Source organism: [Pseudomonas] carboxydohydrogena (assembly GCF_029030725.1).
Taxonomy (GTDB): Bacteria; Pseudomonadota; Alphaproteobacteria; order Rhizobiales; family Xanthobacteraceae; genus Afipia; species Afipia carboxydohydrogena.
Genome location: NZ_CP113162.1, coordinates 852,206 through 866,643, shown reverse-complemented (window position 1 = coordinate 866,643; position 14,438 = coordinate 852,206). Strand labels below are relative to the sequence as shown.

The window sequence follows — 14,438 nt, the reverse complement described above, 5'->3', positions numbered from 1 at the left end:
GCGGACAACCCTCATTATATGGATCGCACGAAAAAATAATGGATTGCCGGGTCATAAGGGCGTTCACGCCCGTCTTCGACGGGCTATGCCCGGCAATGACAATTTTGAAATGCGAAACTAGCTCGGCCAACCTGATACTTCGATCGGCCTCACAGCATCCCGAGCGCCTGCATGTAGGTTTCGAGGATGGTTTCCTGTTCCTCGCGCTCGTTGGCGTCCTGCTTGCGCATGCGCACGATGGTGCGCAGCGCCTTGACGTCGAAGCCGTTGCCCTTGGCTTCGGCATAGACGTCGCGAATGTCGTCGGAGATTGTCTTTTTTTCTTCTTCCAGCCGCTCGATGCGCTCGATGATGGCCTTGAGCTGGTCCTTGGCGAAACGGTGGGCGACGTCTTCCTTCACGGCGGCGGCTGTGGCCATCGGGTACTCCTGAACTTTGATGAGGCGGCGCCGGCCGGGCGGCAAAGCGTCTGTCGCGGCCACACTCATCCAGTCCACGCGGCTGCGTCAAGGCAACGCGCCGCGCCGTCCACAATGCCCACAGGGCATGTTCAGAAGGCCGTTCGCATCACGATTTTCAGTGTTCCGGGAGCGCTTCAGTGCCCGGCGGCGGCCTGCTTCATGGCCGCGATCTGTTCCGGCGAGGCATCGGTCTGGTACTTCGCCTTCCATTCGGCGTAAGGCATGCCGTAGATCGCCTCGCGGCCCTCGTCCTTGGTCATGGGCACGCCGCGCTCGTCGGCGGCGTCCTTGATCCAGTTCGACAGGCAGTTGCGGCAAAATCCCGCCAGATTCATCATGTCGATGTTCTGCACGTCGGTGCGCCTCTGCAAATGCGCGACGAGACGGCGGAAAACGGCGGCTTCAAGCTCGGTCTGGGTGGCTTTGTCGATCGCCATGATGCTCCTCGTTGTTCGGCTCCGGCCCGGATCGCCCGTGCCCTGTCTCGCTCCTGTCCAAGCACATAACCCCGGCAGCGGATTTTACCAGCCCCCCGCGTGCGGCGCGGTTGGAATTGCGCCCGTCTTTGAGTAGCCTGCATCCATGCCGAAAGTGAATTCGCGGTTGCCCACCTTGCGCCTTTTCCTGCCCCTTGTCCTCGGATCGATTCTCGCCGTCCCGGCCCTGTGCGCGTCAACCGCGCCGGCGCGGGCCGACTTCCGCCTGTGCAACAACACCTCCAGCCGCGTCGGCATCGCGCTCGGCTACAAGGACAGCGAAGGCTGGGTCACCGAGGGCTGGTGGAATATCTCCTCCCACGCCTGCGAGAGACTGCTCAAGGGCACGCTGGTGGCGCGGTACTATTACATCTATGCGCTCGATTACGATCGCGGCGGCGAATGGTCCGGCCAGGCGTTCATGTGTTCGCGCGACAAGGAATTCACCATCAAGGGCACCGAGAACTGCCTCGCGCGCGGATTCGACCGCACCGGCTTCTATGAGGTGGACACCGGCGAACAACGGTCATGGACCGTGCAACTGACCGAGACCAACGAGCAGAATCTCCAGCGCCAGCAACAACCCACCTTGCCGGGGTTGCCGAACGCGCCCGGCGCGGGCCAGCCCGGCGGCATTCTGCCCACGCCCGCCCCGCTTCCCGCACCGGGAACGAAGCAATGAGGCGGCTGCGCCGCGTCCGGATTCTCGCAACGCTCGGACCTGCGTCCTCCGACAGCGCCACCATCCGCAAGCTGTTCGAAGCGGGCGCCGACGTCTTCCGCATCAACATGAGCCATACCTCGCATGACAAGATGCGGGAGCTGATCGCCACCATCCGGAATATCGAAAGCAGCTACAACCGCCCGATCGGCATTCTCGTCGATCTGCAAGGGCCGAAACTGCGGCTCGGCGCCTTCAAGGAGGGCGCCGCGATCATCGCCAACGGCCAGAGTTTCACGCTCGATTCCGATCCCGCGCCCGGCGACAAGACCCGCGTTCACCTGCCGCATCCGGAAATCCTGCGCGCGCTGAAGCCCGGCGACGCGCTTTTGATCGACGACGGCAAGCTGCGGCTGATCGCGGAGGAAACCTCGCACGACCGCGCCGTGACGCGCGTGGTGATCGGCGGACGCATCTCCGACCGCAAGGGCGTCAGCCTGCCCGACACCGACCTGCCGGTCTCGGCGATGACACCGAAGGACCACGCCGATCTCGCCGCCGCGCTCGATGCCGGCACCGACTGGATCGCGCTGTCGTTCGTGCAGCGTGCAGACGATGTGCACGAGGCGCGGCGCATCGTGCGCGGCCGCGCGGCGATCATGTCCAAGATCGAGAAGCCGCAGGCCATCGAGCGTCTTGAGGCCATCATGCACGCCTCCGACGCCATCATGGTGGCGCGCGGCGATCTCGGCGTCGAAATGCCTGTGGAGCGCGTGCCGGGTTTGCAGAAGCAGATGACGCGCATGGCGCGGCGCATGGGCAAACCGGTGATCATCGCCACCCAGATGCTGGAATCGATGATCGCCTCGCCGGTGCCGACGCGCGCTGAAGTCTCCGACGTCGCGACGGCGGTGTTCGAGGGCGCGGACGCGGTGATGCTGTCGGCGGAATCGGCGGCGGGCAAATATCCTTCCGACGCGGTGATGATGATGGATCACATCGGCGAGGAAGTGGAGCGCGATCCGAATTTCGGAAGCGTGATCGACGGGCAGCGCCCCGCGCCGGAAGCGACCGCGGGCGACGCCATCGCCGACGCCGCGCGACAGATCGCCGAGACGCTGCACCTGCCCGCCATCATCTGCTGGACCAGTTCGGGCTCGACCGCGATGCGCGTGGCGCGCGAGCGGCCGCGCTGTCCGATCGTCGCGATCACGCCCAACGCCGTGGTCGCGCGAAAACTGGCCCTGTTATGGGGCGTGCATTGCGTGGTGGCCGATGACGCGCAGGACGGCGACGACATGATCCAGCGCGCCGGGCGCATCGCCTATCGCGACGGCTTCGCCAAGGCGGGCGAGCGCGTCATCGTCGTCGCGGGCGTGCCGTTCGGCACGCCGGGTACCACCAACATGGTCCGCATCGCCACCATCGGCGCGGACAGCGACGCCAATATCTGATTTCAGGCGGCGCGCGCCCGCTCGAAGCGGATCACCTGCCAGACGAACAGCACCACGCTCCCCAGCACCATGATCGAGCCCGCTCCGGCCAATGGCTCGCCCTCGTGCCTGCCCATATGGATCATCGCGACACCGATCACCATCACGATGGTCCCGGCGACCCAGACCATCACCTGCAAGCGCGCCACCCGCGCGACATCGAGCACGGGATGCAGGCGATAGAACAGTCCGAACAGAAACAAAGACACCCAGCCGAGCAGGTTGAGATGGGCGTGGGCCGTCAAGGTTGAATGATTCTGCGAGATCGCCATCGCAAGGCCCCAGATCATTCCGAGGGCGAGGATCAAGGCGGCGACAAGAAAACTGAGCGACGAAGCTCTCATGATGCAATCCCCTCAAATAAAGCCGAGACATAGCAAAACCGCCGCCGCGTATGAAGCGGAGCGGCGGTTCATCCACGATTTCAGATATCGCGGCCTTCGACCTTTTCGGTGAGGCTCTTCACCATGTCTGGCACCTTGTCGAGGTGCGGATTGATGGCGAGCGCGCGGCGGAACACCTCCAGCGCGTGCTTGTCGTCGCCGATCTCCTCGAGAATGACGCCCAGCCCCGCCAGCGCGCCGAAGTGACGCGGCTCGCGGCGCAGTACCTCCTCGATGTCTTCCATCGCGCGGGTGTAGTCGTTCTTCTTGTAATAAAGCGTCGCGCGCCTGTTCCAGGCTTCCGTGTAATCGGGGCGCAGCTTGATGATGGCGTCGAGCAGTTTCAGTGCTACATCGGATTCGTTGTTCTCCAGTGCGATGCTCGCGCGCGACATCAGGAGCGCGACGGTGTCGCTCGGCGTCTTCATCCAGATCGCCCAGATCCGCGCCTCGACCGCGCGGGCGCTGTCCTCGTCGGGCGCGGCCTTCAATGCATCGAACAGGAAGTCGAGGCTCTTGCCGTGAGACTGGACGGACGGAAGCTGCTTCGGCGCCTGCGGCAGTTTCTGTTTGGAAGGAGAATCGGCGTGCGCAGCCGGAGGCGCGAAAGCGAGAAGCGCCGCAAAAACAAGTCCGGCCGGAACATTGACAGCAACACGCTGGCGCAGGGTCATAAGGTGACTCTAGACGCGCAAAACGCCGCCTGCAAAGGGCAAGCGGCGTCAAACAGGCGTGATGATTTCACGGGGTGCCGGACAGCGTCCGGCAAACATCAGAGGCGATCAGCCCTGACGCGCCTTGAAGCGGCGCTGCACCTTGTTGATGACGTAAACCCGGCCCTTGCGGCGGACCAGACGGTTGTTGCGGTGACGGCCGCGGAGCGATTTCAGCGAGTTACGGACCTTCATGGGACATGCTCTTGCGAAAGGCCGTATCGACAGGCCGAGTTGCATCAATATTTATGGGCGCCCGGGCGGCAAGGCCGTCGCCGGGATGGCCGGTTTCTAGAGAGCGCGAGGCGGAATGTCAATGCAATCAAGGCTTTTTCCGCCCATCTGGCGGGAAAAGCCTTGGTTTTTCCGGCCTCTCCTGCTGAAATCCTTGGGAAAATCCCACTCTCCCGCCCCGGCGGCAGTTTACGCCCTCGGCCGCGCACCAGCCGCCTTGCCCAGCCGCGCCAGATGGGTGGCGAGGAACTCGATCAGCACCTCCACGCGGGCCGGACGCGGGCCGCCCGGCGGCATCACCAGATGCACCGCCCCTTCCGGCTGCCTCCAGCCCTTCAGAATGACTTCGACCTGCTTTTTGGCGATGGCCTCGCCGATGATGAAGTCGGGCAGGTCGGCGATGCCGAGCCCGGCGATCAGCGCCGGGATCACCGCCTCGCCATTGTTGATCCGCAACGGGCCCGACGGCCGAACCGCGACCTGCTCGCCCACATCGTTGGTGTAATGCCAGACCTCCGGCGTGGTCCGGTAGGCGTAGGTGAAGCAGCGGTGCTGGGCGAGATGCATCGGGTGCATCGGCCGCCCATGCTTTTTCAGATAAGAGGGAGCCGCAACGGTGTAGAGCGGCATCGGGCACAACCGCCGCGCCACCAGCGAGGAATCCGGCAGCCGCGCGATCCGCACGCCGATATCGAACCCCTCCCCGATCAGATCGACCATCGCGTCGCTGAGATGCAGGTCGATCGACACATCCGGATATTGCGCGAGAAATTCCGGCAATAGCGGCGCGACCACCCGCTGGCCGAACGTCATCGGCACCGCGAGCCGCACCAGCCCGCGCGGCGATGCCGCCTGCGACAGCGCCTCGTTCTCGGCCTCCTCGCCGTCCGACAGCAATTGCGCCGCGCGGATCGACAGCGCACGCCCGGCATCGGTCAGCGCGAGGCGGCGCGAGCTGCGGTTGAACAGCCGCGCGCCCAGCCGCTCCTCCAGCCGCGTCACCGCCTTGGAGACGGTCGCTTTCGACAGCGTGAGTTCACTCGCGGCGGCGGCAAACGAGCGCAGCTCCACCACCTTGGCGAAGATCGCCATCGCCTCGAAATCGGGAAGTTTCGACATCGCGCTGATTATCTCAATTTTGGAAACAATAAGTTTCAATAGTTTCTATTTATACACCAGCGAACGAAGCCTATTCAAGGGTCATCGAATTTCAACCACGGAGAAATCCAATGACCAGGTCTCTCAACGGCAAGGTTGCTCTCGTCACCGGCGGCTCGCGCGGCATCGGCGCGGCCAGCGCTCTCGCGCTCGCGGATGAAGGCGCGAACATCGCGATCAGCTACACCGCGTCGCCCGACAAGGCCGAGGCGGTTGTCCGGGAGTTACGCGGCAAGGGCGTGCAGGCGGAAGCCTTCAAGGCCGATCAGGGCAAGCCCGCCGAGGTCGAGCAACTTGTCAGCGATGTTGCCAAGCGTTTCGGCCGCCTCGACATTCTCGTGAACAATGCCGGCGTCGCCGTGAGCGGCACTGTCGATGATCCGAAGGCCGACACCCGGGCGTTCGATCGCCAGTACGCGGTCAATCTCGACGGCGTGGTGACCGCGATCCGCGCCGCATCGAAACTGATGGGTGAAGGCGGACGCATCGTCACCATCGGCTCGGATCTCGCCACCCGCGCCTCGTTTCCCGGCATGGCCGATTACGCCGCCACCAAGGCCGCGGTCGTCGGTTACACCAAGGGCGCGGCACGCGATCTCGGCCCGCGCGGCATCACCGTCAACGTGCTGCAACCCGGCTCGATCGCAACCGACATGAACCCGGAAGACGGGCCTTCGTCGGAAGCCCAGCGGTCGCTGCATGCGCTGCAACGCTACGGCAAGCCCGAGGAGATCGCCGCAGGCGTGGTCTTTCTCGCAAGTCCCGGCGCGTCCTTCGTGACCGGCACGGTGCTGAACGTCGATGGCGGCTTCGGCGCGTAACGCGAATGCCCCCGGACGAATGGCGTCCGGTTTTTTTCAGAATTCACTTCGCAATCCACTTGGAGGACATGACATGATCGAACTTCGTCCCTTCAGTTCTCTTGGCGGCGCCAACCACGGCTGGCTCAACGCCAAGCATCACTTCTCGTTCGCGAGCTACTACGATCCCGCCCGCATGAGCCACGGCGCGCTGCGCGTCTGGAACGACGACGAGATCGCGCCCAACACCGGCTTTCCGGCGCATCCGCATTCCGACATGGAGATCATCACCTATGTCCGCGAAGGCGCGATCACGCATCAGGACTCGCTCGGCAACAAGGGACGCACCGAAGCCGGCGACGTTCAGGTGATGAGCGCAGGCTCGGGCATCCGTCATGCCGAGTACAATCTGGAGCCGGTGAAGACCACGCTGTTCCAGATCTGGATCGAGCCGACGCAGCAGGGCGGCCAGCCTTGCTGGGGCGCGAAGCCTTTTCCCAAGGGCGATCGCTCGGGCAAGTTCGTGACGCTCGCCAGCGGCTTCAAGGATGACGCCGATGCGTTGCCGATCCGCGCCGAAGCACGGGTGCTCGGCACCACGCTGAAGGCCGGCGAAAGCGTCGACGTCGCGCTCAACGATAACCACAAGGGTTATCTCGTGCCCGCGACCGGCGCGGTCGAGGTCAACGGCGTGCGCGCCAATGCCCGCGACGGCGTTGCGATCAGCAACGAGCCGAACCTGCGCATCACCGCGCTGGAAGACTCCGAACTCGTGCTGGTGGAGACGGCGGCATGATTGACCTGTTGCTCGCGATGCCGGCGGTGACGCTGAGCCTGCGGACTCTGCTCGGCCGCGCCCGGCGCTGCCAGGCGCATCCGCACTGACGACAACGCCGTGGCCCATCCGGGCCACGGCACCCATTCCCTCACAAGCATAGCTGGAGACTTCCATGCCCAAGGTTCTCGTTCTTTATTATTCCGCCTACGGCCACATCGAGGCGATGGCCAACGCCGTTGCCGAAGGCGCGCGCGAAACCGGCGCCACCGTCGACATCAAGCGCGTACCCGAACTGGTGCCGCCGGAGGTCGCCAAGGCCGCGCATTACAAGATCGATCAGGCCGCACCTGTGGCGAAGATCGAGGACCTCGCGAACTACGACGCCATCGTCGTAGGCACCGGCACGCGGTTTGGCCGCATGTCCTCGCAGATGGCGAACTTCCTCGATCAGGCCGGCGGCCTATGGGCGAAGGGCGCGCTGCACGGCAAGGTCGGCGGCGCGTTCTCCTCGACCGCGACCCAGCACGGCGGACAGGAAACGACGCTGTTTTCCATCATCACCAACCTCCTGCACTTCGGCATGGTGATCGTCGGCCTCAATTACGGCTACGCCGGCCAGATGGGCGTCAAGGAAGTCCATGGCGGCGCGCCTTACGGTGCAACCACGATTACCGATGGAGACGGCTCACGCATGCCGAGCCAGAACGAACTCGATGCCGCGCGCTATCAGGGCCGCACCATCGCCGAAACTGCGAAGAAGCTGCACGGGTAAGCATATCGTCAGCGTCATTGCGAGCGAAGCGAAGCAATCCAGACGTTCCATCCGCTGGATTGCTTCGTCGCTTTCGCTCCTCGCAATGACGCGCAAGGGCGTCGTCCCCGCGCAGGCGGGAACGACATCAAGAGAGGTCCACCCGATTTTACCGCCCCCATTCGTTTGCGACGTGTCGCGGTTTTTGTCATGGTCTGCGTCCCTCGCGACTGAGACGAGCACCTGATCCCTCGCGCGTTTTCAGGTTCGCTATCACCCTTTGCAAAAATGGACTGCCCATGACCATCAAGGCCTTCGTGTTCGATGCCTACGGCACGCTCTACGACATCCAGTCGGTCGCAACGGTCACCGAGGAGGCTTTCCCCGGCCATAGCGACTTCATCACGCAGGTCTGGCGGATGAAGCAACTCGAATACACCTGGCAGCGCAGCATGATGCAGCGCTACGAAGATTTCTCGGTGGTGACGCGGGAATCGCTCGTCTATTCGCTGAAGCTGCTCGGCCTCACCTACAGCGAGGCCGTGTTCGAGCGCATCATGGACAAATACGTCCACCTCGACCTGTATCCGGACGCGAAGGCAGCACTCGCGGCCCTGAAAGGCCACAAGCTCGCGATCCTGTCGAATGGCAGCAGCCAAATGCTCAACGATCTGGTGACGAACACCGGCCTCAACCGGGTGCTCGACGCCACCATCAGCATCGACAGCGAGCGCATCTTCAAGCCCGCGCCGCAGGCCTACACGCTGATCGAGAAAAAACTCGGCGTGAAACCGGCCGAGGTGATGTTCGTCTCGTCAAATCCGTTCGACGTGGCGGGCGCGAAATCCTTCGGCCTCAACGTCGCATGGATCGAACGCGTCACGCCGCAGGCGATGGCCGCCGAGATCAAGCCCGGCGCGCCGGTAGCTCCCGTCACCATGTTCAAGGCCGTGCGAACGCAGATGGACGAACTTGGATTCCTGCCGGATCACCGCATCCGCGCATTGTCCGACCTGCCGAAGCTCGTCGGACAATAATCAGCTCTTGAAATACGGCTCGACAGTGCCGGAAAATTTCATGGTGATCGGATTGCCGTGGCGATCCTTCGCCGAGCCGACGCTCATCCGCACCCAGCCCTCGCTGACGCAATATTCCTCGACATTGGTTTTCTCGACGCCCTTGAAGCGGATGCCGATATCGCGCGACAAAACCTTCTCGTCGTAGAACGGGCTGTTGGGATCGACCGAAAGACGGTCGGGCAATTCATTGCTCATCATCATCCTTTAATTGTCGCCGCAGGCATGCCTGCCATGCGCTCATGCGCTGCCGTCCGTCATCAGACGATCAGAACGGCAAATGTCCGCTTTTGAAATAATACATCGCGAGATAGCCGATCGCCAACCCGATCACCACACCTATCGCCACTCTCATGCGCGCCTCCATTGCCTCATCATAGGCGCATCTTCACGACGGCGCGATACCGCCCGAAAGGGGAACCATCCCGTCTTACGTCCGTTTTATTAGCATTATAGCTTTGCCACCGGGGCACGGGGCGCAGGATTTAACTTTCAGCCGCCGGGAAAATTCCAATGGATGCTCCGCGCTCGACACCGGGTGATACCGCCCATCAAACCGGCATCGATCAGCTCTGTATCAACACCATCCGCACTCTCACCATCGACGCCGTGCAGAAAGCCAATTCGGGCCATGCCGGCGCGCCGATGGGGCTGGCGGCCGTTGCCTACACGCTGTGGCAGGAGGTGTTGCGCTACGATCCCGCCGATCCGCTGTGGCCGAACCGCGACCGCTTCGTGCTGTCGTGCGGCCATGCCTCGATGCTGCTGTACTCGCTGATCCATCTGTCCGGCATCAGGCGGGTAAAGGACGGCAAGGTCACGAGCGCGGAAGCGGTGACGCTCGACGACATCGAGCATTTCCGCCAGATCGACAGCGTGACGCCGGGCCATCCGGAATACAGCCACACCACCGGCGTCGAGACCACCACTGGGCCGCTCGGTCAGGGCTGCGGCAACAGCGTCGGCATGGCCATCGCCTCGCGCTGGCTGGGCGCGCACTACAACAAACCGGGGCACACGGTTTTCGATTTCAACGTCTATACCATCTGTAGCGACGGCGACCTGATGGAAGGTGTCGCCTCGGAGGCCGCTTCTCTCGCGGGGCACCTTGGATTGGATAATCTGTGCTGGATCTACGACAGCAACACCGTCACCATCGAAGGCCACACCGAACTCGCGTTCGATGAAAACGTCGCGGAGCGGTTTCGCGGCTATGGCTGGCACGTCACCCATGTCACGGACGCCAACGACTGCGAGCGCATCCGCGCCGCGCTGGAGGAATTCCGCGAGACCAAGGGCCGCCCCACCCTCATCATCGTCAACAGCGTGATCGGCTACGGCGCGCCGGACTTGCAGGGCACCTCGAAAATCCACAGCGATCCGCTTGGTGCGGAAGAAATCAAAAAGACCAAGGCCTTTCTCGGCTTTCCGCAGGACAAGGACTTCTACGTGCCGGACGGCGTGCGCGAACGCTTCCATAGCGGCATCGGCCAGCGCGGCGCGGCGGCACGCGCGGCGTGGGACAAGAATTTCCGGAATTACGCCAGGGAATACTCCCATCAGGCAAGCCAGATCGAACGCGGCCTGAAGCATGAGTTGCCGGAGAACTGGGCCAGCACCCTGCCCGTGTTCAAGCCCGATACGAAAAGCATTGCCACCCGCGAAGCGTCCGGCAAGGTGCTCAACGCCATCGCCGAGGAATTGCCCTGGGTACTGGGAGGCGCCGCCGACCTCGCGCCATCGACCAAGACCAAGCTGACCAGCGAAGGCATGACCGCGCTGGAGAAGGCCACGCCCGGCGGGCGCAACATGCATTTCGGCATTCGCGAGCACGGCATGGGTGCCATCGTCAACGGCATGGGTCTGTGCCATCTGCGCGCTTTTGGCGCGACCTTCCTGATCTTCTCGGACTATATGCGGCCGCCGATCCGTCTCGCCGCGTTGATGCGGTTGCCGGTCTTCCACGTCTTCACCCATGACTCCATCGGCGTCGGCGAAGACGGCCCGACCCATCAGCCGGTCGAGCAACTGGCGAGCCTGCGCGCCATTCCGGGCCTCGTCACGCTGCGCCCGGCCGACGCCAACGAGGTGCGCGAGGCGTATAAAGTGATCTTCAGCCTCAAGGACGAACCCGCCGCATTGATCCTCAGCCGCCAGGCGCTGCCAATTTTCGACCGGGGCAAATACGCTCCCGCCTCCGGTCTCGCGCGCGGCGCATATATCATGGCGGATGGCGATGGCGAGCCGCAGGTGATCCTGATCGGTACCGGCAGCGAGGTGCAATTGTGCGTCGCAGCTTTTGAGGAGCTGAAATCCCGCGGCATCCGTGCCCGCGTGGTCAGCATGCCGTCATGGGATTTGTTCGAGAAACAGGACAAAACCTACCGCGACACCGTACTGCCCCCGCATATCACCGCGCGGGTGGCAGTGGAGCAAGGCTCAACTATCGGCTGGGATCGTTACGCAGGCCCTTCCGGCGCCATCATCGGTATGCATACTTTCGGTGCCTCGGCGCCGCTGAAGGATCTGTTGAAGAAATTCGGCTTCACACCGGATAAGGTTGTCGAAGCGGCATTGCGTCAAATCGAACAGAACAAGGCATCATGAATCCTCTCAAAGAATTGCAGACCCATGGCCAGTCGATCTGGCTCGATTTCCTCGCGCGCGGCTTCATCGCCAAGGGCGAATTGAAAGCCATGGTTGAGCGCGACGGCATACGCGGCGTCACCTCCAATCCCTCGATTTTCGAGAAAGCCATCGGCACTGGCGACGAATACGACGCAGCCTTCGCGAAGCTCCTGAAGGGCGGCGACCGCTCGGTGATCGATCTTTATGAATCCGTCGCCATCGAGGATATCCAGAACGCCGCCGACGTTCTGCGGCCGGTCTATGACGAACTGCACGGCCATGACGGCTACGTCAGCCTCGAAGTCTCGCCCTATCTCGCCCGCGACACCGAGGGCACGCTCCAGGAGGCGCGACGGCTGTGGAAGGCGGTCGGCCGCAAGAACCTGATGGTGAAGGTGCCGGGCACAAGCGAGGGCCTGCCCGCGATCGAACAACTCACCGCCGAAGGGCTGAGCATCAACATTACGCTGCTGTTCTCGCAGAAGGTCTATGCCGACGTGCTGGAAGCCTACATCTCGGGGTTGGAGAAATTCGCCGCGACCGGCGGCGATCTCTCGAAGGTTGCGAGCGTCGCCTCGTTCTTCGTGTCCCGCATCGACACCGCCGTGGACCGGCAGCTTGACGACAAGATCGCCGCCGCCAACGACGACGACCGCAAGGCGCAGTTGGCCGCGCTGAAAGGCAAGGTTGCGGTCGCCAACGCCAAGCTCGCCTATCAGCACTACAAGAAGGTCATCGCCACCGACCGCTGGAAGGCGCTGGAAGCGAAAGGCGCGCGCGTGCAGCGCCTGCTCTGGGCCTCGACCGGCACCAAGAACAAGGCTTACAGCGACGTGCTCTATGTCGAGGAATTGATCGGCAGGGATACGGTCAACACCGTGCCGCCGGCGACGCTCGACGCTTTCCGAGACCACGGCAAGGTGCGCGACACGCTGGAGGAGAACGTCAACGAGGCCGAGGGAATCCTGTCTGGCCTGCGGCTCGCCGGCATCTCGCTCGACGCCATCACCGATCATCTGGTGGAAGACGGCGTGCGGCTGTTCTCGGAAGCCGCCGACCAGTTGCTCGGCGCGGTCGCCTCCAAGCGCGCGCGGATGCTGGGCGCGAAGATCGACACGCAGGCGCTCGCGCTCGGGGACGACCTCACCCGTTCCACCAAGGCGCTGACCGACGACTGGCGCGCCGAGGGCAAGGGACGGAGGCTGTGGAAGCGCGACGCCTCGGTCTGGACCAACCATGATGAGGCCAAATGGCTCGGCTGGCTCGATGCCGTCGAACGCGAGCATAATTCGCTCAAGCTCTACCAGCGCTTCGCCGACGCCGTGAAGCGCGCGAAATTCACCGACGCCGTGGTGCTCGGCATGGGCGGATCGAGCCTCGGGCCTGAAGTGCTCGCCACCACCTTCAAGCAGGCGAAGGGTTTCCCGAAGCTGCACATCCTCGATTCCACCGATCCCGCGCAGGTACGGCGCGTCGAGAAATCCATCAACCTCACCCGCACGCTGTTCATCGTCTCCAGCAAATCCGGCGGCACCACCGAGCCGAACGCGCTGATGGATTATTTCTTCGCGCGCGTGGAGAAAGTCAGCGGCCAGAAGCCCGGCGTGCACTTCGTCGCCGTCACCGACCCCGGTTCGTCGCTGGAGAAAGTGGCGCGGCAGCGCAATTTTATCCACGTCTTCCATGGCGAGCCGAGCATCGGCGGCCGCTATTCGGTGATCTCGCCGTTCGGCCTCGTACCTGCGGCGGCGGCGGGTATCGATATTGGAAAACTTCTCGCAGCGGCGGGCGCGATGGCGCATGCCTGCGGCGCGGACGTGCCGCCGCACGAGAATCCCGGCATCCAGCTCGGCCTCGCCCTTGGTGCCGCCGCACGCGCGGGCCGCGACAAGGTCACGCTGTCGGCCTCATCGCAGATCGCGGATTTCGGCGCGTGGACCGAACAATTGATCGCCGAATCCACCGGCAAGAACGGCCGCGCGCTGATCCCGCTCGCCGACGAGCCGCTCGGCAAGCCGGACGTCTACGGTGACGACCGCGTGTTCGTCGATCTCGCGCTGAAAGGCGACACCTCGCGCGAAGACTCGCTCAAAGTCCTCGAACAAGCCGGTCATCCGGTGATCCGCATCGCGGTGACGGATGCCGCGCATATCGGGCAGGAGTTCTTCCGCTTCGAGATGGCGACGGCGGTCGCGGGCAGCGTGATCGGCGTCAACCCGTTCGACCAGCCGGACGTCGAGGCCGCCAAGATCAAGACCCGCGAGCTCACCGCCGCCTTTGAAAAATCCGGCGCGCTGCCACAGGAAGAACCGCTCGTCACCGATGGCAATCTCGCGATCTATACCGACCGCAACAATGCCGAAGCGCTGCGCGAGGCGGGCGCGAACGGCACGGTGGACTCGTGGCTCAAGGCGCATTTCTCGCGCATCGAGTCCGGCGACTACGCCGCCCTGCTCGCCTATATCGACCATAACGACAAGGACATCGCCGCGCTTCAGACCGCGCGCATCGCGATCCGCGACAACAAACACGTCGCGACCTGCGTCGGCTTCGGTCCGCGCTTCCAGCACTCGACGGGACAGGCCTACAAGGGCGGGCCGAACAGCGGCGTGTTCGTGCAGATCACCGCCGACGACGCGAAAGACCTTGCGGTGCCGGGCCAGACGGCGAGCTTCGGCATCATCAAGGCAGCGCAGGCGCGCGGCGATTTCGACGTACTGACCGAGCGCGACCGCCGTGCGTTGCGGCTTCACATCAAGGGCGACGTTTCCAAAGGTCTCGTCGCCATCAACGCCGCGGTCGCCAAGGCACTGTCATAGGAAGACG

Annotated in this window: 15 protein-coding genes; 8 read left to right on the top strand and 7 right to left on the bottom strand. The window is 63.7% G+C overall.

Translation table 11 applies throughout. The features are described from left to right. Positions 1 to 149 precede the first annotated feature (149 nt). Together AFIC_RS04160 and AFIC_RS04155 are read right to left on the bottom strand one after the other, a co-directional pair. Positions 150 to 419, bottom strand: a complete 270-nt coding sequence (locus AFIC_RS04160; protein ID WP_275247900.1) for a DUF2312 domain-containing protein — start codon at positions 417 to 419, stop codon at positions 150 to 152. 176 nt (positions 420 to 595) lie between these two features. Beyond that, positions 596 to 898 (bottom strand): DUF1244 domain-containing protein, encoded by a 303-nt coding sequence (locus AFIC_RS04155; protein ID WP_275247899.1) that lies wholly within the window; start codon positions 896 to 898, stop codon positions 596 to 598. A 145-nt stretch (positions 899 to 1,043) separates the two neighbouring features. Here AFIC_RS04155 and AFIC_RS04150 point away from each other — a divergent pair, with 145 nt between their 5' ends. Together AFIC_RS04150 and pyk are read left to right on the top strand one after the other, a co-directional pair. Continuing rightward, positions 1,044 to 1,619, top strand: a complete 576-nt coding sequence (locus AFIC_RS04150; protein WP_275247898.1) for a DUF1036 domain-containing protein — start codon at positions 1,044 to 1,046, stop codon at positions 1,617 to 1,619. After that, a complete protein-coding gene (gene pyk / locus AFIC_RS04145; protein WP_275247897.1) occupies positions 1,616 to 3,052 on the top strand; it encodes a pyruvate kinase in 1,437 nt (478 codons plus the stop codon). The genes AFIC_RS04150 and pyk overlap by 4 nt, the downstream gene beginning before the upstream one ends. A gap of 2 nt (positions 3,053 to 3,054) precedes the next feature. Here pyk and AFIC_RS04140 read toward each other — a convergent pair whose 3' ends face one another. From AFIC_RS04140 to AFIC_RS04125, 4 genes are all read right to left on the bottom strand, one after another. Then, the gene (locus AFIC_RS04140) at positions 3,055 to 3,435 is read right to left on the bottom strand and encodes a hypothetical protein (protein ID WP_275247896.1); all 381 of its coding nucleotides are present in this window, start codon (positions 3,433 to 3,435) and stop codon (positions 3,055 to 3,057) included. An 80-nt stretch (positions 3,436 to 3,515) separates the two neighbouring features. Beyond that, on the bottom strand, positions 3,516 to 4,148 hold the full coding sequence (locus AFIC_RS04135; protein WP_275247895.1) for a tetratricopeptide repeat protein: 633 nt from the start codon (positions 4,146 to 4,148) through the stop codon (positions 3,516 to 3,518). Positions 4,149 to 4,256: 108 nt separating this feature from the next. Next, on the bottom strand, positions 4,257 to 4,382 hold the full coding sequence (ykgO, locus tag AFIC_RS04130; RefSeq protein WP_002718645.1) for a type B 50S ribosomal protein L36: 126 nt from the start codon (positions 4,380 to 4,382) through the stop codon (positions 4,257 to 4,259). A gap of 228 nt (positions 4,383 to 4,610) precedes the next feature. After that, positions 4,611 to 5,540 (bottom strand): LysR family transcriptional regulator, encoded by a 930-nt coding sequence (locus AFIC_RS04125; RefSeq protein WP_275247894.1) that lies wholly within the window; start codon positions 5,538 to 5,540, stop codon positions 4,611 to 4,613. A gap of 110 nt (positions 5,541 to 5,650) precedes the next feature. On the opposite strand from AFIC_RS04125, the gene AFIC_RS04120 reads away from it, so the two are divergent. The 4 genes from AFIC_RS04120 (at position 5,651) to AFIC_RS04105 (ending at position 8,945) form a co-directional block, all read left to right on the top strand. Next, positions 5,651 to 6,400: an SDR family NAD(P)-dependent oxidoreductase gene (locus AFIC_RS04120; RefSeq protein WP_275247893.1), complete on the top strand. Its 750-nt coding sequence runs from the start codon at positions 5,651 to 5,653 to the stop codon at positions 6,398 to 6,400. Between the two features lie 73 nt (positions 6,401 to 6,473). Next, on the top strand, positions 6,474 to 7,175 hold the full coding sequence (locus tag AFIC_RS04115) for a pirin family protein (protein WP_275247892.1): 702 nt from the start codon (positions 6,474 to 6,476) through the stop codon (positions 7,173 to 7,175). A gap of 154 nt (positions 7,176 to 7,329) precedes the next feature. Next, entirely contained in the window at positions 7,330 to 7,929 is a 600-nt protein-coding gene (gene wrbA, locus AFIC_RS04110; protein WP_275247891.1) for an NAD(P)H:quinone oxidoreductase, read from the top strand. Between the two features lie 278 nt (positions 7,930 to 8,207). After that, positions 8,208 to 8,945, top strand: a complete 738-nt coding sequence (locus AFIC_RS04105) for a haloacid dehalogenase type II (RefSeq protein WP_275247890.1) — start codon at positions 8,208 to 8,210, stop codon at positions 8,943 to 8,945. Here AFIC_RS04105 and AFIC_RS04100 read toward each other — a convergent pair whose 3' ends face one another. Continuing rightward, positions 8,946 to 9,182, bottom strand: a complete 237-nt coding sequence (locus tag AFIC_RS04100; RefSeq protein WP_275248640.1) for a DUF3297 family protein — start codon at positions 9,180 to 9,182, stop codon at positions 8,946 to 8,948. 315 nt (positions 9,183 to 9,497) lie between these two features. On the opposite strand from AFIC_RS04100, the gene tkt reads away from it, so the two are divergent. Then, positions 9,498 to 11,591 carry a transketolase gene (gene tkt / locus AFIC_RS04095; protein ID WP_275247889.1) on the top strand — a complete coding sequence of 698 codons (2,094 nt, stop codon included), beginning with the start codon at positions 9,498 to 9,500 and terminating at the stop codon, positions 11,589 to 11,591. Further along, positions 11,588 to 14,431, top strand: a complete 2,844-nt coding sequence (locus AFIC_RS04090) for a bifunctional transaldolase/phosoglucose isomerase (protein ID WP_275247888.1) — start codon at positions 11,588 to 11,590, stop codon at positions 14,429 to 14,431. The genes tkt and AFIC_RS04090 overlap by 4 nt, the downstream gene beginning before the upstream one ends. Positions 14,432 to 14,438: the final 7 nt, after the last annotated feature.